This is a genomic window from Pseudotabrizicola alkalilacus (assembly GCF_003443995.1).
GTDB lineage: Bacteria > Pseudomonadota > Alphaproteobacteria > Rhodobacterales > Rhodobacteraceae > Pseudotabrizicola > Pseudotabrizicola alkalilacus.
Genome location: NZ_QWEY01000021.1, coordinates 1 through 20,621 on the forward strand (window position 1 = coordinate 1; position 20,621 = coordinate 20,621).

The 20,621-nt window shown below is 64.3% G+C and carries 20 protein-coding genes; 19 read left to right on the plus strand and 1 reads right to left on the minus strand.

The genetic code is table 11. The annotated features are described in order from the left end of the window. From D1012_RS21335 to D1012_RS21375, 9 genes are all read left to right on the plus strand, one after another. The coding region (locus D1012_RS21335; RefSeq protein WP_435530940.1) for a phosphate ABC transporter ATP-binding protein at positions 1-301 on the plus strand (301 nt) is incomplete at its 5' end. Positions 302-315: 14 nt separating this feature from the next. Further along, the gene (gene phoU / locus D1012_RS21340) at positions 316-1,026 is read left to right on the plus strand and encodes a phosphate signaling complex protein PhoU (protein ID WP_118156171.1); all 711 of its coding nucleotides are present in this window, start codon (positions 316-318) and stop codon (positions 1,024-1,026) included. 106 nt (positions 1,027-1,132) lie between these two features. Next, a complete protein-coding gene (locus D1012_RS21345) occupies positions 1,133-2,029 on the plus strand; it encodes a LysR substrate-binding domain-containing protein (RefSeq protein WP_118156155.1) in 897 nt (298 codons plus the stop codon). A 219-nt stretch (positions 2,030-2,248) separates the two neighbouring features. Beyond that, on the plus strand, positions 2,249-3,607 hold the full coding sequence (locus D1012_RS21350; protein ID WP_118156156.1) for an NAD(P)H-dependent oxidoreductase: 1,359 nt from the start codon (positions 2,249-2,251) through the stop codon (positions 3,605-3,607). Further along, on the plus strand, positions 3,604-3,897 hold the full coding sequence (locus tag D1012_RS21355; protein WP_118156157.1) for a putative quinol monooxygenase: 294 nt from the start codon (positions 3,604-3,606) through the stop codon (positions 3,895-3,897). The genes D1012_RS21350 and D1012_RS21355 overlap by 4 nt, the downstream gene beginning before the upstream one ends. Beyond that, a complete protein-coding gene (locus tag D1012_RS21360) occupies positions 3,894-4,790 on the plus strand; it encodes an NAD(P)-dependent oxidoreductase (protein ID WP_118156158.1) in 897 nt (298 codons plus the stop codon). Before D1012_RS21355 ends, D1012_RS21360 begins: the two co-directional genes overlap by 4 nt. A 34-nt stretch (positions 4,791-4,824) precedes the next feature. Further along, complete coding sequence (locus D1012_RS21365) at positions 4,825-5,844, plus strand: DctP family TRAP transporter solute-binding subunit (RefSeq protein WP_158569418.1); 1,020 nt, start codon at positions 4,825-4,827, stop codon at positions 5,842-5,844. A gap of 98 nt (positions 5,845-5,942) precedes the next feature. After that, positions 5,943-6,437, plus strand: a complete 495-nt coding sequence (locus D1012_RS21370; RefSeq protein WP_118156160.1) for a TRAP transporter small permease — start codon at positions 5,943-5,945, stop codon at positions 6,435-6,437. Next, positions 6,434-7,705, plus strand: coding sequence for a TRAP transporter large permease (locus tag D1012_RS21375; RefSeq protein WP_118156161.1), 1,272 nt, complete (start codon positions 6,434-6,436; stop codon positions 7,703-7,705). Before D1012_RS21370 ends, D1012_RS21375 begins: the two co-directional genes overlap by 4 nt. Positions 7,706-7,833: 128 nt before the next feature. Here the strand turns inward: D1012_RS21375 and D1012_RS21380 are convergent, their stop codons facing one another. Beyond that, the gene (locus D1012_RS21380) at positions 7,834-8,826 is read right to left on the minus strand and encodes a sugar-binding transcriptional regulator (protein ID WP_118156162.1); all 993 of its coding nucleotides are present in this window, start codon (positions 8,824-8,826) and stop codon (positions 7,834-7,836) included. Between the two features lie 159 nt (positions 8,827-8,985). On the opposite strand from D1012_RS21380, the gene D1012_RS21385 reads away from it, so the two are divergent. From D1012_RS21385 to D1012_RS21430, 10 genes are all read left to right on the plus strand, one after another. Further along, the gene (locus D1012_RS21385; RefSeq protein WP_118156163.1) at positions 8,986-10,326 is read left to right on the plus strand and encodes a sn-glycerol-1-phosphate dehydrogenase; all 1,341 of its coding nucleotides are present in this window, start codon (positions 8,986-8,988) and stop codon (positions 10,324-10,326) included. Beyond that, positions 10,326-11,135: an HAD family hydrolase gene (locus D1012_RS21390; RefSeq protein ID WP_118156164.1), complete on the plus strand. Its 810-nt coding sequence runs from the start codon at positions 10,326-10,328 to the stop codon at positions 11,133-11,135. The genes D1012_RS21385 and D1012_RS21390 overlap by 1 nt, the downstream gene beginning before the upstream one ends. Beyond that, entirely contained in the window at positions 11,128-12,666 is a 1,539-nt protein-coding gene (gene glpD / locus D1012_RS21395) for a glycerol-3-phosphate dehydrogenase (RefSeq protein ID WP_118156165.1), read from the plus strand. The genes D1012_RS21390 and glpD overlap by 8 nt, the downstream gene beginning before the upstream one ends. Positions 12,667-12,754: 88 nt before the next feature. Next, complete coding sequence (gene xylB, locus D1012_RS21400; RefSeq protein ID WP_118156166.1) at positions 12,755-14,200, plus strand: xylulokinase; 1,446 nt, start codon at positions 12,755-12,757, stop codon at positions 14,198-14,200. Positions 14,201-14,268: 68 nt separating this feature from the next. After that, positions 14,269-15,279 carry a sugar ABC transporter substrate-binding protein gene (locus D1012_RS21405; protein ID WP_118156172.1) on the plus strand — a complete coding sequence of 337 codons (1,011 nt, stop codon included), beginning with the start codon at positions 14,269-14,271 and terminating at the stop codon, positions 15,277-15,279. A 71-nt stretch (positions 15,280-15,350) separates the two neighbouring features. Then, positions 15,351-16,865 carry a sugar ABC transporter ATP-binding protein gene (locus tag D1012_RS21410; protein ID WP_118156167.1) on the plus strand — a complete coding sequence of 505 codons (1,515 nt, stop codon included), beginning with the start codon at positions 15,351-15,353 and terminating at the stop codon, positions 16,863-16,865. Next, positions 16,862-17,866 carry an ABC transporter permease gene (locus tag D1012_RS21415; RefSeq protein WP_118156168.1) on the plus strand — a complete coding sequence of 335 codons (1,005 nt, stop codon included), beginning with the start codon at positions 16,862-16,864 and terminating at the stop codon, positions 17,864-17,866. Before D1012_RS21410 ends, D1012_RS21415 begins: the two co-directional genes overlap by 4 nt. Next, positions 17,863-18,873, plus strand: a complete 1,011-nt coding sequence (locus tag D1012_RS21420) for an ABC transporter permease (RefSeq protein WP_118156169.1) — start codon at positions 17,863-17,865, stop codon at positions 18,871-18,873. The genes D1012_RS21415 and D1012_RS21420 overlap by 4 nt, the downstream gene beginning before the upstream one ends. Before the next feature lies 1 nt (position 18,874). Then, positions 18,875-20,401, plus strand: a complete 1,527-nt coding sequence (locus D1012_RS21425) for an FGGY-family carbohydrate kinase (RefSeq protein WP_118156170.1) — start codon at positions 18,875-18,877, stop codon at positions 20,399-20,401. 87 nt (positions 20,402-20,488) lie between these two features. Further along, the coding region (locus tag D1012_RS21430; protein WP_147335770.1) for a thiamine pyrophosphate-binding protein at positions 20,489-20,621 on the plus strand (133 nt) is incomplete at its 3' end.

Here is a 20,621-nt window from a genome sequence, read left to right on the forward strand (position 1 = left end):
GCAGCAGCGGCTGTGCATCGCGCGCGCCATCGCCACCTCGCCCGAGGTGCTGCTGATGGACGAGCCGTGCTCGGCGCTGGACCCGATCGCCACCGCCCAGGTCGAAGAGCTGATCGACGAGCTGCGCGCGACGTTCTCGGTGGTGATCGTGACCCACTCGATGCAGCAGGCCGCCCGCGTGTCGCAACGCACGGCCTTTTTCCACCTGGGCCATCTGGTGGAATACGGCGAAACCGGCACGATCTTTACCAACCCGGTCGATCCGCGCACGGAATCATACATTTCAGGCCGTATCGGCTGACGGGGGCGAACATGATCAACTCTGAGCCGCATATCATGCGGGCGTTTGACCGCGATCTTGAGACGGTACAGGCGATGCTGATGAAAATGGGCAGCCTTGTCGAGGATGCCATCGTTTGCGCCGCCGAAGCGCTGGAGGCGCGCGACAATGATCTGGCGGGCCGCGTGGTGCGGGGCGATGCTGTGATTGATGCGCTGGAAGAACAGGTGAACCTTGAATGCGCCCGCATCATTGCCCTGCGCTCGCCCACCGCCACCGATCTGCGGACCGTGCTGACAGTGATGAAGATCGCGGCCTATCTGGAACGCTGTGGCGATTATGCCAAGAATCTGGCCAAGCGGTCGACGGTGCTGAACCAGACCGCGCCCATCGGCGACTCGGCCGCGTCGGTGCTGCGCATGGCAAAGCTGGTACAACAGCTGATCCGCGACGCGCTTGACGCCTATATCAAGCGCGATGCCACGCTGGCCACCGAGGTCCGTCAGCGCGATACCGAAGTGGACCAGATGTACAACGCACTGTTCCGCGAATTCCTGACCCATATGATGGAAGACCCGCGCAACATCACCGCCTGCATGCACCTGCATTTCATCGCCAAGAACATCGAACGGGTGGGCGACCATGCGACGGGGATTGCCGAACAGGTGATCTATCTGGTCACCGGCACGCTGCCCGCCGAGCAACGCCCCAAAGGCGACACGACCGCCTATGACCGGGGTGCCTGACCGGGTGCGGCTGGGCTGACCAAGACTGCTGATCCGGTTCAATGGGTTCCCAAGGCGGCCCCGTTCCCGTATCCCTTCGGTCTGATCCAGCGGCAAGGGGCATGTCTTGGTACCGTTCCGGGCGATATCGGTGTTCTATCAGGTGGCGACGCTGAATTCAGTGGCGGCGGCGGCCGAACATCTGGGCGTCACGCCGTCGGCGGTGACCCAGCAATTGCGGGCGCTGGAACAGCAGATCGGCACATCGCTGGTGACAAAGGTGGGGCGCAAGATCCGGCTGACCGAGGCGGGCGAGCGCTATTTCGAAATGATCGCCGAACAGGTCGAAGGCATCATTGCGTCAACGCAGTTGATTCAGGGCGCGAAACCTTCGACCCTGCTGACGATCCGGGCCACCCCGACCATCTCGACCAAGTGGCTGTTGCCGCGTCTGCCCGCGTTTCTGGACGCCAATCCCGATATCGACATCCGGCTGGATGGCACCAATGAACCGACCGATTTCGCCCGTGATCTGGTCGATGTTGAAATCCGGCATGGCACCGGCAAATGGACCGGGCTGCACATAGAGCCGCTGGTGGAAGAGCGGTTCGTGCCGGTCTGCGCGCCGTCTCTGGCAGGGCAGGGCGCGCTGCAGGTGGGGGATCTGACGGGGTTTCGGCTGATCCATTCGGTCAAGGCGCAGGTGCAGTGGAACACCCTGTTCCAGAAGGCCGGCATTGCCGATCAGGGGGTGATGAAACGGCTGTATTTCGACCGCTCGCATATGGCGGTGGATGCGGCGGTTCTGGGCTTGGGCGTGGCATTGGAAAGCACACTGATGATGGAGCGCGAATTGCAGACCGGGCAGTTGGTGGTGCCGCTGCGCGACGTGCCGGAAATGCGGGTGACGACGCAATGGCTGGTCTGTCCGCATGCCAACCTGCGGCGCAGGCGGGTGAAGCGGTTTCTGGATTGGGTGCGGGATCAGGCAAGGGACTGGCAACGCATCGGCATGAACGCTTAGATTTTCTAATCAAAGAGTGAGAAAGAATAAATTGTTCTGACGCCTCAGGTGCGGGACAGTCACAGCATCGGTGATGACGCGGTCATGGCCGATCAGGGGGAAAACCAGACCGACACCGACCGTGAGCCGTCCCGCTTTTGGGGGCGCGGCTGTGCTTTCCCCTCTGTGCGCAATTTTCCGGGTCTGACGCAGATGTCGGCCTGTTTCTGGAGATGACCCATGAATCTGTACTCGATGCTGTCAGCCCGCAACGACTCTGGCCGCCCGATCCGCGTTGGTCTGATCGGTGCCGGTAAATTCGGCTCGATGGTGCTGGCACAGGCGCGCAAGATTGCGGGCTATCACATCGTTGGCGTGGCTGATCTGGATGCTGGCAAGGCGCGGGCGTCGCTGGTGCGCACCGGCTGGCAACCCGAAGAATACGCGGCCAAGTCGCTGGGCGATGCGATGGACAGCGGGCGGACGTTTGTGACCGACGATGCCGCAGCCTTGTGTGCGTTTGAGGGCATCGAATGCATCATCGAGGCCACCGGCCACCCGATTGCCGGGGTGCGCCACGCGCTGATGGCCATCGACGGGATGAAGCATATCGTAATGGTCAACGTCGAGGCCGATGTGATGTGCGGCCCGATCCTTGGCCGGATGGCGCGGGAAAAGGGGCTGGTCTATTCGATGGCGTATGGCGACCAGCCTGCCTTTATCTGCGAGTTGGTCGATTGGGTGCGCTCTTGCGGGTTCGAGCTGACCTCGGCCGGCAAGGGCATGAACTTTCGCCCCGAATTCCGCTATTCCACGCCGGATACCGTCTGGGGTTATTTCGGCTGGAGCGAAGAATTCGTGGCCAAAGGCGATTTCAATCCGAAGATGTACAATTCTTTCACCGATGGCACCAAGGCCGCGATTGAAATGGCGGCGGTGGCCAATGGCACCGGGCTTGATTGCCCGGATGACGGATTGGCGTTTTATCCCACGGGCTTGCACGATCTGGCGCAGGTGTTCAAACCCGCATCCGAAGGCGGGCGCCTGCCGTCGAACGGGTTGGTCGACATTGCCGCCAGCGTCGAACCTGATGGCCGCAAGGTGGTGAACAACATTCAGTATGGCATGTTCGTCACCTTCCGCGCGCCGGACGAGTACACCAAGGGATGCTTTGAGCAATATGGCCTGCTGACCGACAAATCGGGCTGGTATGGCTCGATGTGGCGTCCCTTCCATCTGATCGGGCTGGAAACCTCGGTTTCGGTGCTGTCGGCGGTGCTGCGCCATGAGCCGACCGGGTCGTCGAAAGAGTTCCGGGGCGACGCGGTGGCCACCGCCAAGTCAGACCTCAAGGCCGGGTCTTATCTGGATGGCGAGGGTGGTTTTGCGACCTGGGCCAAAGCCATTCCGGCGACGATTTCCACCGCGATTGACGCGCTGCCAATGGGTCTGGCGCATCATGTGAAGCTGAAGACCGACATTGCACGCGATCAGATCGTGCGGATGTCGGATGTGGAATTTGTCGATGATCTGGATGTGGTTGCCTTGCGCCGCGAACAGGTGGTGACGATGGGTCCAAAGGCGGAGAAAGCGGCATGAGCTTTGTCGTTCTGCCCGAATTTCATGTTGCCCCCGACAAGCTGACCGCCTTTCTGGCGGCGGCACGGGCCGATGCCGAGGCGTCGCTGGCCGATGAACCCGGCTGCCTGCAATTCGACGTGGTGGTGCAGCAGGGCGAGGGCGTGGCGCGCGTGCTGTTCTATGAGGTTTATGCCGACCGCGCCGCATTTGACGCGCATCTGCTAACCCCGCATCTGGCAGCGTTCCGCGATGCGCTGGTCCTGTGCGACGAACGGCCGGTGCGGTTTCTGGACCGCGTTGTGCCATGAGCGCGGGGTGGACAGTTGCGGTTCTGGGCACCGGGCTGATGGGCGGCCCGATGGCCGTCAATCTGGCCGCCGCCGGGCACCGGCTGCGGGTCTGGAACCGGACGCTTGAAAAGGCAAAGGTCGCAGGCGACGGCGTGACAGTCTGCACCACGGCGGAACAGGCGGTCCGGGGGGCGCGGGCGGTGGTGGTCATGCTGTCCTCTGGCCCGGTTTGCGCAGAGGTGCTGTTTGGCTCCGGCGGGGCTGCGGCTGCGATGGACCGGGGCGCAAGCCTGATCGTCATGTCCTCGATCTCGCATGACGAGGCCAAGGCGATGGCCCGCAAGGCGCGGGACATGGGGCTGATCTGGATGGATGCGCCGGTTTCGGGCGGGACGGTGGCGGCCAAAGCGGGCACGCTGTCGATCATGGCGGGGGGCGCGGCGGATGAGATTGCAGCCGTGCATCCGGTCCTGTCGGCCATGGGCACGGTCACCCATGTCGGCCCGGACGGGTCGGGGGCGCTGACCAAGCTGGTCAATCAGCTGCTGGTCGCGTCTACCATCTGTGCCGTCTCCGAAGCGCTGCTGCTGGCGCGTCAGGGCGGGGCGGACCCGGCACGGGTGCGTCAGGCGCTGATGGGGGGCTTTGCCGGGTCGCGTATCCTTGACCAGCACGGCGCGCGGATGATCGCCGGTGATTTTACGCCCGGCGGCCCGGCGAAATACCAGATCAAGGACACCGGGGCGGCCAGAACGCTGGCGCAATCGCTGGGGCTGGAGCTGCCGCTGCTGGATCTGGCGGATCAGTTGTTCACCGATCTGGTCGCGCATGGCGGCGGCGATCTGGACCATTCGGCCCTGATCCTTGAACTTGAACGACGCAACGGTTTGCGCCCCAAGGCGCTGATCTGAAATAAGAACCTAAAGTCACATGGGAGGAAACCTGATGACATATACCCTGACCCGCCGCGCCCTGATGCAGGGGGCTGCTGCCATGGCCCTGATGCTTGCCGGGATGCTGGCACCACAGGCCGCCTTGGCCGAAACCCAGTTGCGCATGGCCGTGCCGGACCCGGCCGAAAGCTCGGTCGGTCGCGCCGCCACCCGTTTTGCCGCTCTGGTTGCAGAGAAAACCAGCGGCGAGGTGGTCATTCAGGTGTTCCCCGATGGCATCCTCTATGGCAAGGATCAGAATGCCGCGATCAACCAGCTTGGGTCCGGCGCGCTGGACGGGCTGATCCTGGCCACATCGGTCTATGCGTCGTTCGAGCCAAAGATGAACGCGGTTTCGCTGCCCTATCTGTTCTCTGACTATGACCAGCTGCAGGCCTATCTGGCGGGCGCGCCGGGGCAGGAGCTGCTGACCTCGATGGAGCGGCTGAACATCAAGGGGCTTGGCTTTTTCCTGCGCACCTTCCGCAACGTGACCACGCGCGAAACCGCAATCACCACCGCCGACGGCTTTGCCGGTCTGAACCTGCGCACCCCGAACAACCCCTTGTTTGTCAGCCTGTTTCAGGCGCTTGGCGCAAACCCGACACCGATGGCGTTTTCCGAAGTCTATTCCGCCTTGCAACTCAAGGCGATTGACGGGCAGGAAAACCCGGTCGAAGTGCCGTTCAACAACCGGCTCTACGAGGTGCAGGGGCATCTGAACATCACCCAGCATCTTGCCGACAGCTTTCTTGTCGCGCTGTCTTCTGCAGCGTGGCAGAAGATCCCGGCTGATCACCATGACGCTGTTCAGGCAGCGGCGAGCGAAATGATTGCGGAACAGGACGCGCAGGAAATTGCGCAAGAGGCCGAAATCATCGAAAAGCTGAAAGCGGCTGGCATGCAGGTGAACCTCTTGGCCGACGGCGAGCTGGAAAAGATCCAGACCGTCGCGCGCGGTATCTATCCGCAGTTCGAAGAACAGATCACACCTGAGTTCATGCAAAAAAGCATCGACTTCGTGTCACAGTGACAGGGTGACGCTTTGGGTGGGGCGCGTTCCATGTGCGCCACCCTTTGCCTGACCCTTGCTTGGGTCGGCAAAAGCCGGAAAGATTGGGGGGACTGAAGATGAAAACCATCGACCGATGGATCTGGCGGCTTGTCGATGCCGTGCTGCTGATCGCTATCACAGGGATGATCGGGCTGATTGCCTTGCAGGTGGTGTCGCGTCTTTGGGGCAGTTCCGTCCCATGGACCGAAGAGCTGTCGCGGTTCTTGTTCATCTGGACAATCTGGTTCGGGGTGGCCGCAAGTTTCCGGACCGGGCAGCACCCTGCCGTGACCCTGCTGTCTGATCTGGTCACCCATCCGGCACGCCGTCGGGTGATCGACCTGATCCCGGCTGTGGCCGCGGCTGTGCTGTTCGCCATCGTTGCCTATCACGGCTGGAGCCTTCTGGCCCAGCAGATCCGCTTTGGCGAAACCTCTCCGATCCTGCGGGTCGGCATGTGGCTGGCCACGCTGCCGCTGGTGCTGGGCTCTGCTCTGGCCGTCATCGGTGCTCTGATCCATGGGGTGCAGGGCAGCGACTATACCCACGCTATCAAGGAGGCCCGCAAATGAGCCTGATGCTTTTGTTGTGCTTTGGCATTCTGGCCGCACTGGGTGTGCCGCTGGCGGTGGCTCTGGGGCTTGGCACGGTCATCACCCTGCAGCTTTACGATCTGCCACTGTCGATGATCACCCAGACCCTTGCCACGTCGATCAACTCCTTTCTGCTGATCGCGGTTCCGCTGTTCATTCTTGCCGGTCAGATCATGGAGCGGGGCGGCCTGTCCGAGCGCATCTTTGATGCGGCCGAAGCCATGGTCGGGCGGTTTCGCGGCGGGCTTGGTCACGTCAATATCGCCTCGTCCTTTGTGTTCGGCGGCATCTCCGGCTCTTCGGTTGCCGACATTGCCAGTCTGGGGCCGATCACCATCAAGTCGATGACATCACGCGGGTATCCGCTGCCGTATTCGGCGGCGCTGACGCTGATCACGGCGACACTTGCCACGCTGGTGCCGCCGTCGATCCTGATCATCGTTGCTGCCGCAGCGGCGGGCCAATCGGTTGGCGCCGCCCTTGCCGGGGGGCTTGGGCCGGGTATCCTGCTTGCGGTGTCGCTGGCGGTCTACAACTATGTGGTGTCGCGCAAGCGCGGCTATGGCACCGTGGTGCCGTTTGACCGTGCCCGGTTTGCCCGGTCGATCCTGCGGGCGCTGCCCTCTGTCGGCGCGCCGGTCATCATCCTGACCGGCATGTTTTCCGGCATCGTGACACCGACCGAAGGCGCGGGGCTTGCGGTGATCTACACCCTGCTTGTCGGCGGGATTGTCCACCGCGAAATCGGCTGGCGCGATTTCATCGAACTTGCGGTCAAGGCCGGGCAACTGGCGGGCACCGTGCTGTTGATCCTGATGGTGGCCTCGGCTGCGACCTTTATCTTTACCGTGGATCTGTTGCCGCAAAAGGCATCCGGCCTGCTGTCGCTGATCAGCGGATCGCCCTTTGTGACGCTGCTGATGATGGGGGTGATCTTTCTGATCGTCGGCATGCTGATGGATATCGTGGCGGCGGCCCTGATGCTGATCCCGGTGCTGATGCCCGCAGCGGTGGCCGCCGGGGTCGATCCGATGCATTTCCTGATCTTCATGGTCACTTGCCTTGCCATCGGCCTGGCCACGCCCCCGGTCGGCACCTGCCTGTTTGCCACCGCCTATGTCGCCAAAATACCGACCGAACGGCTGGTGGTCGCCAGTCTGCCGTTCTATGCGATCAGTCTGGGGGCGGCGGTGCTGGTTGCGGCTTTCCCGCAAATCGTGATGTGGCCCATTGCCCTGCTGACATGACACCGGCCAATATCGCCATACTGCGGGGGTCTGGCTGAAGTGTCGCTTACGGCGCGGCACCTCAGCCAGACCCTCCTGCCGGGGACCAGGTCGAGTCAATCCTGTTCGCCGGGAAAGACCTTTGATCTTCAGCCCCCGTTGACCACATCGCGCGCCGTGGCCGCGTCTGTCACCAAAACCGACGCTATTCCTGCCCGCAGCATGCCACGGATCGCGACCGCCTTGCCCGGACCCCCGCCGACACAGATCCGTTCGGGCACAGCGCGCAGGTTGTCCAAGGGCATGGTGATGTGGCGGTCATCGAATTCGCTGCGGATGATGCGGCCATCTTCGGCAAAGAAATACCCCGAGGCAAAGCCGACCGCGCCCAGATCACGATAGACCTCGACCTCGGCCTGCGACATGAACCCACCTGTCACCAGCAGCGTCTCGCCCGTCAGTTGCGTGACCCCGAACACGGCCTTGGAGCAGTGTTCCAGCAAGGCGAAATGCTCGCAGATTGCCGGTTCCGCCATCAGGATCTCTTTGACATGCGGCGAAGAGACCACGCCGGGCGCGTGCAGGTTGACACAGCGGGCGAGAAGCCGCGCGGCAAGGTTCGAGGTGCAGAGCACCGGCGAGAAATCAAAGGTGGCGGCCGAGCTGCCGGTGATCTGGGCAATGGTCACATTCGGCTGGTTCACCGTGTTGAGGTGCTGCGACAGCGCCAGCACCGTGCGCCCCCAGGCAACGCCGATGATGTCATCGCTGCTCATCCGGCTTTCCAGCACCCGCGCGCCCAGATGGCCGATCTGACGGTGAAGCGCACCGGCATCCTTGCGTTCAGGCAGGATGAAGCATTCGTCAATGCCATACAGCTCGCACAGCCGCAGCGACAGATCGGCCCGCGCGATCCGGCTCGGGTCGATCGAGATGTTTACCACCCCCTCATCGCGTGCCTTTTGCAGCAGGTTAAACACCGAAGCACGCGAAATGCCGAGTTGATCGGCGATCTGATCCTGCTTTTGCCCCTGCTCATAATACAGCCACGCCGCCCAGAACACTTCATCCGTTCCAAAGGCTGCGGGAATCGGGCGGCGCGGTTTCAGGTCGTTGGTCTCAAGCGGGTCTTTGCGGGGCATACACACGTCCTTTGTCGGGGCCGCGCCACCATCCTGCCAATCCGGAAGAAATTCAAGCGTATTGGCAAAAGGTAGGGGGTGGTGAAAAATGCCATTGACGTATGCCACTGCTATCTGGCAACTTTCAATTCATGCGACGGAATGAGTTGGGAGGCTCAGATGACCTTGATGCAAGCGGCGCGCGATACAGCCTCCGGGGATTGGAATGCCTTGATCCGGGATGTTACCGAGGGCCAATGGCGTGATCCTGACACCGGGTCTCTGGTCACAGTGCCGTTCCGGCACATCAACATCGGCGACGATCTGGCAGCCCACGCCCCCGAGGCGCTGGCGCAGGTGATGCCTGCCGAGAGTTACGCCGTGGTCTGTGACACCGCGACCGCCGATGTGATGGGGGCCGACATTGCCCGCCGTCTGGGCGCCAAAGCGCGGCTGGTTGTGCTGGACCATCCCCATGCCGATGAAAGTCAGGTCCGCGCACTTCAGGCTAAAACCAGAGGTCAGGCGGCTTTGGTCGCGGTCGGATCGGGCACGATCAACGATCTGTGCAAGTTCGCGACCTATAAGGACGGACGCAGCTACAGCGTTTATGCCACGGCGCCGTCGATGAATGGCTATACCTCTTCGACCGCGTCGATCACGCTGGATTCCGGGCTGAAGACCACACAAAAGGCCCATGCGGCAAAGGGTGTTTTCATCGACATCGGCGTGTCGGCGGCGGCTCCGCAATACCTGATCGGGGCTGGGCTGGGTGACAGCCTGTGCCGCCCGACGGCGCAAGTGGACTGGTACTTCTCGCATGTGCTGCTGGGCACCCGCTATGCCACCGCACCCTATCGGCTGCAGGACGCGGACGAGGCGGCGGTTCTTGCGCGCAGCGCCGGTCTGGGGCAGGGCGATCATGATGCGATCGGCTATCTGCAACGGCTGCTGACGCTCGGCGGTCTTGGCATCGCGGCGGTGGGGATGAGCCATCCTGGTTCGATGGGCGAGCATCAGATTTCGCACTGGATCGACAGTTTTGCCGGGGACCGGCATCCCGGCACGGTGCATGGCCAGCAGGTCGGCGTGGCCTCGATCACCATGGCGCGGCTGCAGGAGCGCATTCTTGCGATGGAAGAGGCCCCGCGCATCACCGGCTGGCAACCGGATGAGGCGGCGATCCGCGCCCGCTATCCGGCAGCGGCGGTAGACGACTGCCTTGCCGCCAGCCGGGTCAAGGCGATGACGGCTGATCAGGCTGCCGCCTTCAACGACCGGCTGGCCGCGGTCTGGCCATATCTGCGCCAGACGCTGCGTGCGATGATGCTGCCCTCGGACGAGATGGCGGCGCATCTGCGGGCCGCCGGGGGGGGCACCACGCCCGAGGAAATCGGGATGGACCGCGACCTCTACATCGACGCCCTGCGCCACTGCCGCGAGATGCGCGACCGCTTTTCGCTGCTCGATCTGGCGGCGGACATGGGCATTCTGGACGATTTCATCGAGGAGGTGCTGTGATGCGCCCATTGCACGAACTGGATCTGGCCGGGCTGTCGCGTTGCGAAGTGGTCTTTACCGACATCGACGACACCCTGACCACCGATGGCCAATTGCCTGCCGCCGCTTATGACGCGCTGGAACGGCTGGCACAGGCCGGGCTGAAGGTGGTACCGATCACGGGCCGCCCCGCCGGGTGGTGCGACATGATTGCCCGGATGTGGCCGGTGGCGGGTATCGTCGGCGAAAACGGCGCGCTCTATTTCAGCTATGACCGCACGGCGCGGGTCATGCGGCAGCGGTTCTTTGCCAGCACCGCCGAGCGCCGCGCCAACCGCGCCAAGCTGGATGCGCTGCGCGACCTGATCCTGGCCGAAGTGCCCGGCGCGGGCATCGCCTCGGATCAGTTGTACCGCGAGGCCGATCTGGCCATCGACTTTTGTGAAGATGTGCCCGCGCTGCCGGACGATCAGGTGCAGCGCATCCTTGATCTGTTTGCCGAAGCCGGGGCCGTGGCCAAGCTGTCCTCGATCCATGTCAACGGCTGGTTCGGCGATTACGACAAGCTGTCGATGACCCGGCTTTTTGCCGGTGACGTGCTGGGCCTTGATATCGACGCCGCGCGCGACCGGGTGGTGTTTGTCGGCGACAGCCCGAATGACGGGCCGATGTTCAAGTTCTTTCCGCTGTCGTGTGGCGTGGCCAATGTGCGGGAGTTCACGCCGGGCAGCTTTGCGCCGCCCGCCTTTGTCGCCCCTTCGGTCGGCGGGGCCGGGTTTGTCGAGGTCGCCGACCGCATCCTTGCCGCGCGTGAGGTGGCCCATGTCTGAGCGCACTCCCGACCGGACGGTTGATCTGGCCATCATCGGCGGCGGCATCAACGGCTGCGGCATCGCCCGCGATGCAGTGGGGCGGGGCTATTCGGTCTGGTTGTGCGAGCAGGGCGATCTTGGCGGCGCGACCTCGTCTTCCTCCACCAAACTGCTGCACGGCGGCCTGCGCTATCTGGAGCATTACGAGTTCCGGCTGGTGCGCGAAGCATTGATTGAACGCGAGGTTCTTTGGGGCATCGCCCCGCAGATCGTGCGTCCGTTGCGGTTTGTCCTGCCACATCGCAAGGGCATGCGCCCGGCCTGGGTGCTGCGGCTGGGGTTGTTTCTGTATGACCATCTGGGCGGGCGTAAACTGCTGCCCGGAACATCACGGGTCAATCTGGCGCACGGGCCTTTTGGTGAGGGGCTGAAAGGTGAGCTGCGTCTGGGCTTTGAGTATTCCGACTGCTGGGTGGAAGACAACCGCCTGACCATCCTGAACGCTCAGGATGCCGCCGAGCGGGGGGCCGATATCCGTGTGCGCACCCGGTGCACCGAGGCCAGACCTTTGGCCGAAGGCGGTTGGCGCGTGGTCGGGCGGGATCTGGAGACCGGGCAGGAAGAGGTGATCCACGCCCGCATGGTGATCAACGCGGGCGGGCCGTGGGCCAATGCCGTGGCGCGCGATCTGTTGCAACGCCCGCCCAAAGGTTCGGTCCGGCAGGTGCAGGGGTCACATATCGTGGTGCCGCGCCTGTATGGGCATGACCGCTGCTTCATCTTTCAGAACAGCGACGGACGGATTGTCTTTACCATTCCGTATGAAGACCGCTTTACCCTGATCGGGACCACCGACCGCGACTATCCGGGCGATCCGGCCTTGGTTTCCGCGTCGGATCAAGAGGTTGCCTATCTCTGTGCGCTGGTGGGGCAGTATTTCAAACGGCCCATCACGCCCAAGGATGTGGTCTGGAGCTATTCCGGAGTCCGCCCGCTGTATGATGACGGCAGCAGCGAGGCGCAAAAGGCGACCCGCGATTACGTGCTGGAACTGGATCAGGCCCAGAATGCCCCGGTCCTGTCGGTGTTTGGCGGCAAAATCACGACCTTTCGACGGCTGGCGGAATCTGCGCTGGCACGTGTCGAGGCCACCCTTGGTCCCGCGCAGGGCGAGGCCGCAGGCTGGACCGGGCGACAGCCGCTGCCGGGGGGTGATTTTGCGCCGCAGGACTTTGACAGCGAGGTGCGCAAACTGCTGTCGGCCCGCAGATTTCTGAGCGGTGCCGATGCGATCCGGCTGGTTCGCTTTTACGGCACACGCGCTGGCGCAATGCTGGGCGATGCCCGCAGCCGTGCGGACCTGGGCCGGGATTTCGGGGCGGGGCTGAGCGCGCGCGAGGTCGATTACATGTGCCGCACCGAATGGGCGCGCACGGCCGAAGACATTCTGTTCCGGCGCAGCAAGCTGGGATTGCGCCTGTCGCCCGCCCAGATCGCCGCGCTGGAAGACCATCTGCAAAAGGACAAGAGGCCGCGGATGACAGCCTGAAAAGCCCTGCGGCAAGGGAGTGGAGGCCCTTGCCGCGGTGGCACAAGACCCGTGCCCGACGGCACGACACAAGGGGGGAGGAGGACGCATGTTTCTTGGCATAGACCTTGGCACGTCCGGGGTGAAATCCGTGATCATCGACGCAGGCCAGACGCTGGTCGCCGAGGCATCGTCCAGTCCGCTTGAGATCAGACGGGCTCAGCCCGGCTGGTCCGAGCAGCACCCGGATCTGTGGTGGAATGCAGTGTGCGAGAGCCTTGATGCGCTGACCGCCAGCCACCCGGCGGCCATGGCCGAGGTCGCGGGCATCGGGCTGTCCGGCCAGATGTATGGTGCCACGGTGCTGGACGCCGCCGACCGGCCCCTGCGCCCGGCCATCCTGTGGAACGACACCCGCAGCAGTGCGGAATGCGCTGAACTGGCCGCTGCGGTGCCTGATCTGCTTGACCATGTGGGACGTGCGCCGACACCCGGCGTGACTGCCAGCAAGCTGATGTGGTTGCGTCGTCATGAGCCAAATACGTTTGATGCGGTGCGTATGGTTCTGTTGCCAAAAGATTATATCCGCCTGAGGCTGTCGGGCGACAAGGCCAGCGATCTGGCCGATTCCAGTGGCACCATGTGGGTGGATCTGGCCGCGCGCGATTGGTCTGGCACCATGCTTGCGGCCTCTGGCATGGATCGCAGCCAGATGCCCCGCCTGTGCGAGGGCACCGAGGCCACGGGCACCCTGCGCGCTGCACTGGCGCAGCGTTGGGGCATGCGGCACCGCCCGGTGATTGCCGGTGGTGGCGGCGACAATGCCTGCGGGGCCTGTGGCACCGGGGTGATCGAGGATGGTGAGGGCACGGTTTCGCTGGGCACCTCGGGCGTGCTGTTTGTCGCCAATGACCGCCCGCGCCCGGCAGGGGCTTTTGCCATTGAAACCCTGTGCCACGCGGTGCCTGACCGCTGGCATCAGATGTCGGTGGTCCTGTCGGCAACCTCTTGTCTGAGCTGGCTTGGTGCGCGGCTGAAGCGCAGCCCGGCGGAGCTGGTGGCACTGCTGGGCGAGGATCCGCGCCCGGCAACGGATCTGATCTTTGTGCCGTTTCTGGATGGGTGCTGGTCGCCGCGCAGCGATGGCAGCATGCGCGGTGGCTTCATGGGGCTTGCGCATCAGCATGACGATGCCGCGATGGCGCAGGCAGTGATGCAGGGTGTCAGCTTTGCCATTCGCGACTGCGCCGAAGCATTCCGGGTCGGTGGCGGCGAACTGCGGCGTCTGCTGGCCATCGGCGGCGGCTCCCGCTCGAAGCTGTGGGTGTCGATGCTGGCCACCAGCCTTGGGGTCGAGCTTGACGTGCCCCGCAGCAGCGCTTTGGGCGCCGCCTTTGGCGCGGCCCGGCTGGGCATGATCGCGGCCACGGGCGCCCCGCCCCGCGACGTGCTGACCCGCCCCGACATCGCGCTGACTGTCGGGCCACAGACAGCCCATGCAGACAGCTACGACCATGCTTTTCAACGCTGGCAGGCCTTTGCCCGCCTGTGTTGACCAAGACCCGCCCGGGAGGGGCGGGAGAGAACCGACGCTCTGTCGGCGTAACAGTGGAGGAGACCATCATGACGGAAGAGACTTTCGGCCCGGCCTTCGGACGACGTGCGTTCCTGTCGGGGGCGGCGGCCCTTGCGGCCAGTGCCGCACTCTGGCCAAAGGCGATGCAGGCGCAGGCGGCGGATCGCACATTTGCGGCTTCGCTGGGTTGGACCACCTATGACTCGGGCCGCCATCTGCAGGATGGCTTTACCGCCGCCGTCGCGGAGCTGGGCGGCAGCCTGACCACCACCGACGCGGGCTTTGATGCACGGGTGCAAAGCGATCAGATCGACTCGCTGGTGGCGTCACGGCCCGATGCGCTGTTCATCACCCCGGCCGACGCGGTGGCAATTGCCCCCGCCGTGCAGCGCGCCATCGCAGCGGGCATCCCGGTGTTCTGTGCCGACAGCGCGGTGCCCGGCAGCACCGTGACCACCACCGCCATGTCGAACAACTATGGCATGGGCGTTCATTCGTGCGAGTTCATCTGCAAGGCCATCGGCGGCAAGGGCAAGATTGCCCGCGTGATGCTGCCACAGAACGAAAGCTGGGATCAGCGGACGCTTGGCATGGAATGGGTGCTGCGCGGCTATCCCGAGGTGGAAATCGTTACCGAATGGGCCTTTGCTCTGGCGGGCAATGTCACGCCCCGGCAGGCAGTCGACAATATCCTGACCTCTAACCCTGATATTGACGCGATCTGGTGCGCCTGGGATGGGGCAGCGGTCGAAGGTACGCTGGCCGCCAGGGCCGCAGGCCGCGATGACCTGATCATAACCGGCATCGACGGCGGGTCGCAGGCGTTCAACTATATCGCATCGGATACACCGCTGAAGCTGTCGATGGCGCAAAGCTTTTACGAGATGGCCTATTCCTGCGTGTTCTACGCGCATGAATCGCTTGCCGGGCGCAACACGCCACGGCTGATCGTTACGCCGACCTATGCGGTGGTGAAAGACATGCTTCAGGCTGGCATCCCCGATGATTTCGACGTGCCGGGTCGTGGGGCCGAACTGGGCTGGGTCCGCGCGGTCTGATCCACAGGTCAACGACGGGGGCGCGCAGCCGTGCGCCCCTCACAATTTTCACCAGCAACAGGAATTTAGGTATGGCAGCGCCCATCCTGACAGCATCCGGGGTTTCCAAGCGGTTCGGACCGGTTCAGGCCCTGCAAAATGTGGCGTTTCACGTCGCGCCGGGCGAGGTGCATGCGCTGCTGGGCATCAACGGCGCGGGCAAATCGACATTCATCAAGATCCTGTCGGGGATCATTCAAAAGGATGGTGGCCAGATCACCGTTGGCGGCGAGGAGGTTCACTTCCGCACCCCCGAGGATGCGATCCGTGCGGGCATCGCCACGGTGCAGCAACATCCTGAACTGGTGCCCGACATGACCGGGTTGGACAACATCTTCCTGGGTCGCGAAAGCGCGCGGCGGGGTTTGTTCTCGCGCATTGATCAGCGTGGGCTGGAGCGGCGGGCAAAGGCATTGTTGTCGCGGTTTCCGGTGGCGCTGGATCTGACGCTGGAAGTTGGTCGCATGTCGGCGGTCGAGCGCGAGGCGGTGGCGATCCTGCAGGCCATCGCGGGCGAGAATACCCGGGTGCTCATCCTGGACGAGCCGACATCGACCCTGACCGATATCGAGCGCGAAGACCTGTTTGCGCTGATGGGGCTGCTCAAGGCGCAGGGCATCGCGATCATCTACATCACGCATCAGCTGGAAGAGGTGTTTGCCATTGCCGACAGCTTCAGCATCTTCCGCAACGGCACCTGTGTCGCCCGCATGACCGTGGACGAGGCAAAGGCCGGTCGGGTGTCGCTGGCCGATCTGATGCTGGGAGAAGCGATCGGCGATATCTTTCCGCCGCGCGCCGCAACCGCCCCCGGTGATGCGGTGCTGGAGGTCGGGGCGCTGTGCCTGCAGGGCGATTTCGACGGCATCAGCCTGACCGCCCGCAAAGGCGAGGTTCTGGGCATCTTCGGGCTGGTCGGGTCGGGCTGCGATGAACTGGCCAAGGCGATTTTCGGGGTGACCCCGCCCGACAGCGGCACCCTGCGGTTGCGCGGGCAGGTGGTGCGGCTGACGTCGCCACGCGCGGCGCTGGATGCCGGAGTGTTCCTCGTGCCCGGTGATCGGCGGACCGAAGGGCTGGTGCTGTCGCGTGCCGCGCTGTTCAATGTGCCGCTCGCCAATCTGCGCCGGGCTGCGGCCGGGCGCTGGTCGCTGAGGCGGCGGCGGATGCAGGGCGATGCCCGCGCACTGACCGGCGATGTGGCGCTGCACCCGCCCAGCCTGACCACGCCGGCCAGTGGCTTTTCCGGGGGCAACCAGCAAAAGATCGTGCTGGCCAAGGGGCTGTACAGTCAGGCCGATGTCTACATCTTTGTGGAGCCGACGGTGGGCGTCGACATTGGCGCGCGGGCCAAGATCTATGCGCTGATGCGCCAGTTGTCGCGTGATGCGGCGGTGATCGTGATTTCCAGTGATTGTGACGAGGTGCATGGCGTGGCCGACCGCACCCTTGCGCTGCACAAGGGGCGGCAGGTGGAACCCGTATCCGGGGTGTTCAGCCGTGACGCGCTGTTGATGGCCGGGATCATGGGTGAGGTGGCACAATGAGCGGATTTCAGGATAACATGCGGCAATCGGCGCGGGGCGTCGGCTTTCTGGCGCTGGTGATCGCCGTCGGCGCGGCCCTTGCCATTGCCGAGCCGCGCTTTCTCAGCTCTGCCAGCCTGAACGGCATTGCCCGGCACATGGCCGCCAACGGGCTGGCGGCGCTGGGGTTGACCTTTGTGGTGATCGTGCGCCGGTTTGATTTGTCACTTCCGGGTGTCGCGGCCTTTGCGGGCATGTCGATGGGCGCGGTGATTGCGGCCGGGGCACCGCTTTGGGTGGCGGTTGCGGCGGGCATCGCTATCGGAGCCGCCATCGGGATGGTGTCGGGTGTCGCGATCAGCCGCTTTGGTCTGCCCGACATCGTGACCACCATCGCCGTCGGGTCGATCTGCGCCGGGATGGCCTTTCTTTATACCGGGGGGCGGTCGATTTTTCAGAACTTCTTTCAGGTCGGCATCACCGATCTGAATGACGCGCGCCTGATGGGCCTTGGCGTCTCACTCTGGATCTTGCTGGCGATCTATGCGGTGGCCTGGTTCGTGATGCACCGCACCCGGACCGGCGTGGCCTTTTATGCCACGGGCGAGAACCCGGTCGCAGCCCATTTCTCGGGCATCGCCACCAAGCGCTATGTCGCGCTGGCCTATGTGCTGTGCGGGGTCTGCACGGCACTGGCGGTGCTGCTGATCCTGGCCGAGTCCGGCAATGCCGAAACCAACAAGGGCGCGAACCTGATGATGCCCGCCTATGCCGGGGTGTTTCTGGGGGCAGCCATTCTGGGCGGCACCTCGGTTCTAGCGACACTGGGGGGGATCTTGCTGATCACCATGCTGCTGGACGGCTTCGCGCTGATGGGCGTGCCGTACTACTACAGCGACGGCATGATCAGCCTGATCCTGCTGGCCGGGGTGCTGGCGTTTTCCGACACCGCGCGCGGCTGGCTGGCCAGTTTCGGGATCAGGCGCGCCTTTCGCCGCTCTGCACCGGGAGAGAAGGGATGACCATGACCATGACCAAACCGGCGGAAAGCCACCGCCACCGGACACGTCGCCGTCTGTCGCGGCTGATCACCAACCTCTGGCTGGTGGCGGCACTGGTGGTTCTGACGGCGCTGATCGCCAGCCAGCGGCCACAGTTGCTGGACCCCGGCAATGTGGTCGCTGTCCTGAAGAGCTTTTCCATCATGGTGATGATGGTGCTGGGGCTGACCTGGGTGATCGCGGCGGGCAAGATCGATGTCAGCTTCATGCAGGTGGCGGCGCTGTCGAACATGCTGTGTGCCTGGGGTCTGTCGCAGGGCTGGGGCTGGTGGCCCGCCATCGGCGCCGGGCTGGCGGCGGGTCTGGCGGTGGGCTTGCTGAACGGCTGGCTGGTCGCGGTGATGCGGCTGCCTGCGCTGATCGTGACCATCTCGACCGCCGGACTGTGCGCCTCGCTTGCGGCGGCACTGGGCAAGGGCACCGTGATCCGTATCGCAACGCCGGGTCCGGTCGCGAGCCTGCTGGAGCCGCAGCTTGGCGGTGCTGTGCCGCTGATCGTGCTGCCGGTTCTGGCTCTGGCAGCGCTGGCGTGGTTCGTGCAGGAACGGCTGTCCATGGGGCGCTACATCTATGCGATGGCGCAGAACGAGACCGCCGTCCGCTCTGTGGGCATCCCCGTGGTCGGGCTGACGCTGTTGCTGTTCGTGTTCTCTGCGGTCTGCGCCGCTTTGGCCGGGGTCATCCTCGCCGAAAACCTCGCCTCTGGCCAGCCGATGATCGGCGGACCCTATCTGATCAACGGGCTGACCGTGGTGCTGCTGGGCGGGATGATGGTGCATGTGGGCAAGCCCAACATCCTTGGCACGCTGACCGCGACCCTGTTCATCGGCGTCTTGTTCAGCGGCGCCGCGCTTCTGGGCCTGCCGGACTACCAGCGCCAGATCATTCAGGGTGCGTTGCTTTTGACCGGGCTGGTGGTGGCGATGCTGGCCGCCCGCCATCACGGCGAACGCCGGAAGGGGGGCTGACATGCGGGATCTGACCATAGGGCTTGATTGCGGAACCGGAGGCGCACGGGCGCTGGTGGCTGACCGCACGGGCCGGGTGCTGGCGATGGCGGTGCGCAACTATCCGACCACCCATCCGCATCCCGGCTGGGCCACCCAATCCCCCGCCGACTGGTGGGAGGCAGCCTGCGGCGCGGTGCGCGCGGCACTGCTGCAAGGCGGCATCGCGCGGGACCGGATCGCGGCGATCTGCGCTTCTGGTACCTCGTCCACTATGGTTGCGCTTGACGACGCGCTGAACCCGCTGGGCGAGGCGATCCTGTGGATGGACAACCGTGCCTCGCCGCAAGCACGGCGGATCGAGGCGACGGGCCACCCCGTGCTGCGCCGCAGCCGCGCCGGGTTCAGCGCCGAAACGGCGCTGCCAAAGATCCTGTGGCTGCGCGAGAACGCGCCCGACGTGTTTGGCCGCAGCCGCTGGTTTGTGGAAATGGCCGACTATCTGGCGCTGCGTTTGGCGGGCGAATTGACGCTGGGCCAGAACCTGACCACCAACCGCTGGTTCTATGACCCCCGCCACGGCTGGCCCGAGGATTTTCTGACCGCTATCGGGCTGTCGGGCATCACCGACCGCTTCCCGGCCCGGATGCCCGCCGTGGGAGAGGTGATCGGCCCGTTGCAGCCGCACGCCGCCGACGCCATGGGGCTGGACTGTGAAACGCTGGTGGTGGCAGGCGGAACCGATGCCTATGTCGCCATGGTCGGCCTGAACACTCTGCGCCCCGGCGAGACGGCGCTGATCACCGGCACCTCGCATCTGGTCCTGCCCGTGGTGGCCGAGGATATCGAGGTCGAGGGGCTGTTCGGCCCGCATCCCGACTGTGTGACAAAGGGTGTTTTCGTGATGGAGGGCGGGCAGGTCTCCTCTGGCGCAGTGCTGCGCTGGTGGCATGATCTGTTGCATCAGGGGCAGGATGGCTATGACGCCTTGCTGGCAGAGGCGCAGTCGGCACCGCCGGGGGCGCATGGTCTGGTGGTGCTGGATTTCTGGCAGGGCAACCGCAACCCGTTCACCGACTATGACCTGCAAGGTGCGATCTGGGGCCTGACGCTGAAACATGGCCGAGCCGAGATCACGCGGGCGCTGATGGAATCGGTGGCTCTGGGCACGGCCAACATTCTGGACCGGCTGACCGACAAGGGCATTCCGGTGTTGGCCATGACATTGGCCGGGGGGGTACTGCGCTCGCGGTTCTGGGCACAGATGCATGCCGATGCGACCGGCACCCGGTTGCGTATTCCCGAGGTGGGCGAAGCCACCGCCTTTGGCGCGGCGATTGCCGCCGCCGTGGGGGCAGGGCTGCACCCGACACTGGAGACTGCCGCCGATGCCATGGTGCGCATCCGCGACGAGATCCATCCCGACCCCGCCCGCCACGCGCAGTTCCGCGCGCAGCTTGATTTTTACCTGCAGACCCATGCCGCGCTGAAACCGCTGATGCACCGCATGGCTGCGCTGACCCAGGCTGCGGCGGCTTTGGCCCCGTAGCGCCAGGCCAAACCATCGACTTCCCCCATGCCGCTGCGACCTTGTGGTTGCGGACCGGCTTCTTGTTGCCAGATGAAAGGACGATCCATGGCTCATATCGGAGATCTTATCGCAGAGATGCTTGCCCAATACGGGGTTGAGTATGTGTTTGGCATGCCCGGTGGGCAGACCACTGCGTTGCATGACGGCATTTCGCGGCGCACTGACCGGATCCGGCATA

What these genes read in the sequence shown, in the direction of transcription:
- D1012_RS21350 (WP_118156156.1), top strand. Translation starts at nt 2,249, where the DNA reads ATGAATCTGTACTCGATGCTGTCAGCCCGCAACGACTCTGGCCGCCCG.
- D1012_RS21355 (WP_118156157.1), top strand. Translation starts at nt 3,604, where the DNA reads ATGAGCTTTGTCGTTCTGCCCGAATTTCATGTTGCCCCCGACAAGCTG.
- D1012_RS21360 (WP_118156158.1), top strand. Translation starts at nt 3,894, where the DNA reads ATGAGCGCGGGGTGGACAGTTGCGGTTCTGGGCACCGGGCTGATGGGC.
- D1012_RS21365 (WP_158569418.1), top strand. Translation starts at nt 4,825, where the DNA reads ATGACATATACCCTGACCCGCCGCGCCCTGATGCAGGGGGCTGCTGCC.
- D1012_RS21370 (WP_118156160.1), top strand. Translation starts at nt 5,943, where the DNA reads ATGAAAACCATCGACCGATGGATCTGGCGGCTTGTCGATGCCGTGCTG.
- D1012_RS21375 (WP_118156161.1), top strand. Translation starts at nt 6,434, where the DNA reads ATGAGCCTGATGCTTTTGTTGTGCTTTGGCATTCTGGCCGCACTGGGT.
- D1012_RS21380 (WP_118156162.1), bottom strand. Translation starts at nt 8,826, where the DNA reads ATGCCCCGCAAAGACCCGCTTGAGACCAACGACCTGAAACCGCGCCGC.
- D1012_RS21385 (WP_118156163.1), top strand. Translation starts at nt 8,986, where the DNA reads ATGACCTTGATGCAAGCGGCGCGCGATACAGCCTCCGGGGATTGGAAT.
- D1012_RS21390 (WP_118156164.1), top strand. Translation starts at nt 10,326, where the DNA reads ATGCGCCCATTGCACGAACTGGATCTGGCCGGGCTGTCGCGTTGCGAA.
- glpD (WP_118156165.1), top strand. Translation starts at nt 11,128, where the DNA reads ATGTCTGAGCGCACTCCCGACCGGACGGTTGATCTGGCCATCATCGGC.
- xylB (WP_118156166.1), top strand. Translation starts at nt 12,755, where the DNA reads ATGTTTCTTGGCATAGACCTTGGCACGTCCGGGGTGAAATCCGTGATC.
- D1012_RS21405 (WP_118156172.1), top strand. Translation starts at nt 14,269, where the DNA reads ATGACGGAAGAGACTTTCGGCCCGGCCTTCGGACGACGTGCGTTCCTG.
- D1012_RS21410 (WP_118156167.1), top strand. Translation starts at nt 15,351, where the DNA reads ATGGCAGCGCCCATCCTGACAGCATCCGGGGTTTCCAAGCGGTTCGGA.
- D1012_RS21415 (WP_118156168.1), top strand. Translation starts at nt 16,862, where the DNA reads ATGAGCGGATTTCAGGATAACATGCGGCAATCGGCGCGGGGCGTCGGC.
- D1012_RS21420 (WP_118156169.1), top strand. Translation starts at nt 17,863, where the DNA reads ATGACCATGACCATGACCAAACCGGCGGAAAGCCACCGCCACCGGACA.
- D1012_RS21425 (WP_118156170.1), top strand. Translation starts at nt 18,875, where the DNA reads ATGCGGGATCTGACCATAGGGCTTGATTGCGGAACCGGAGGCGCACGG.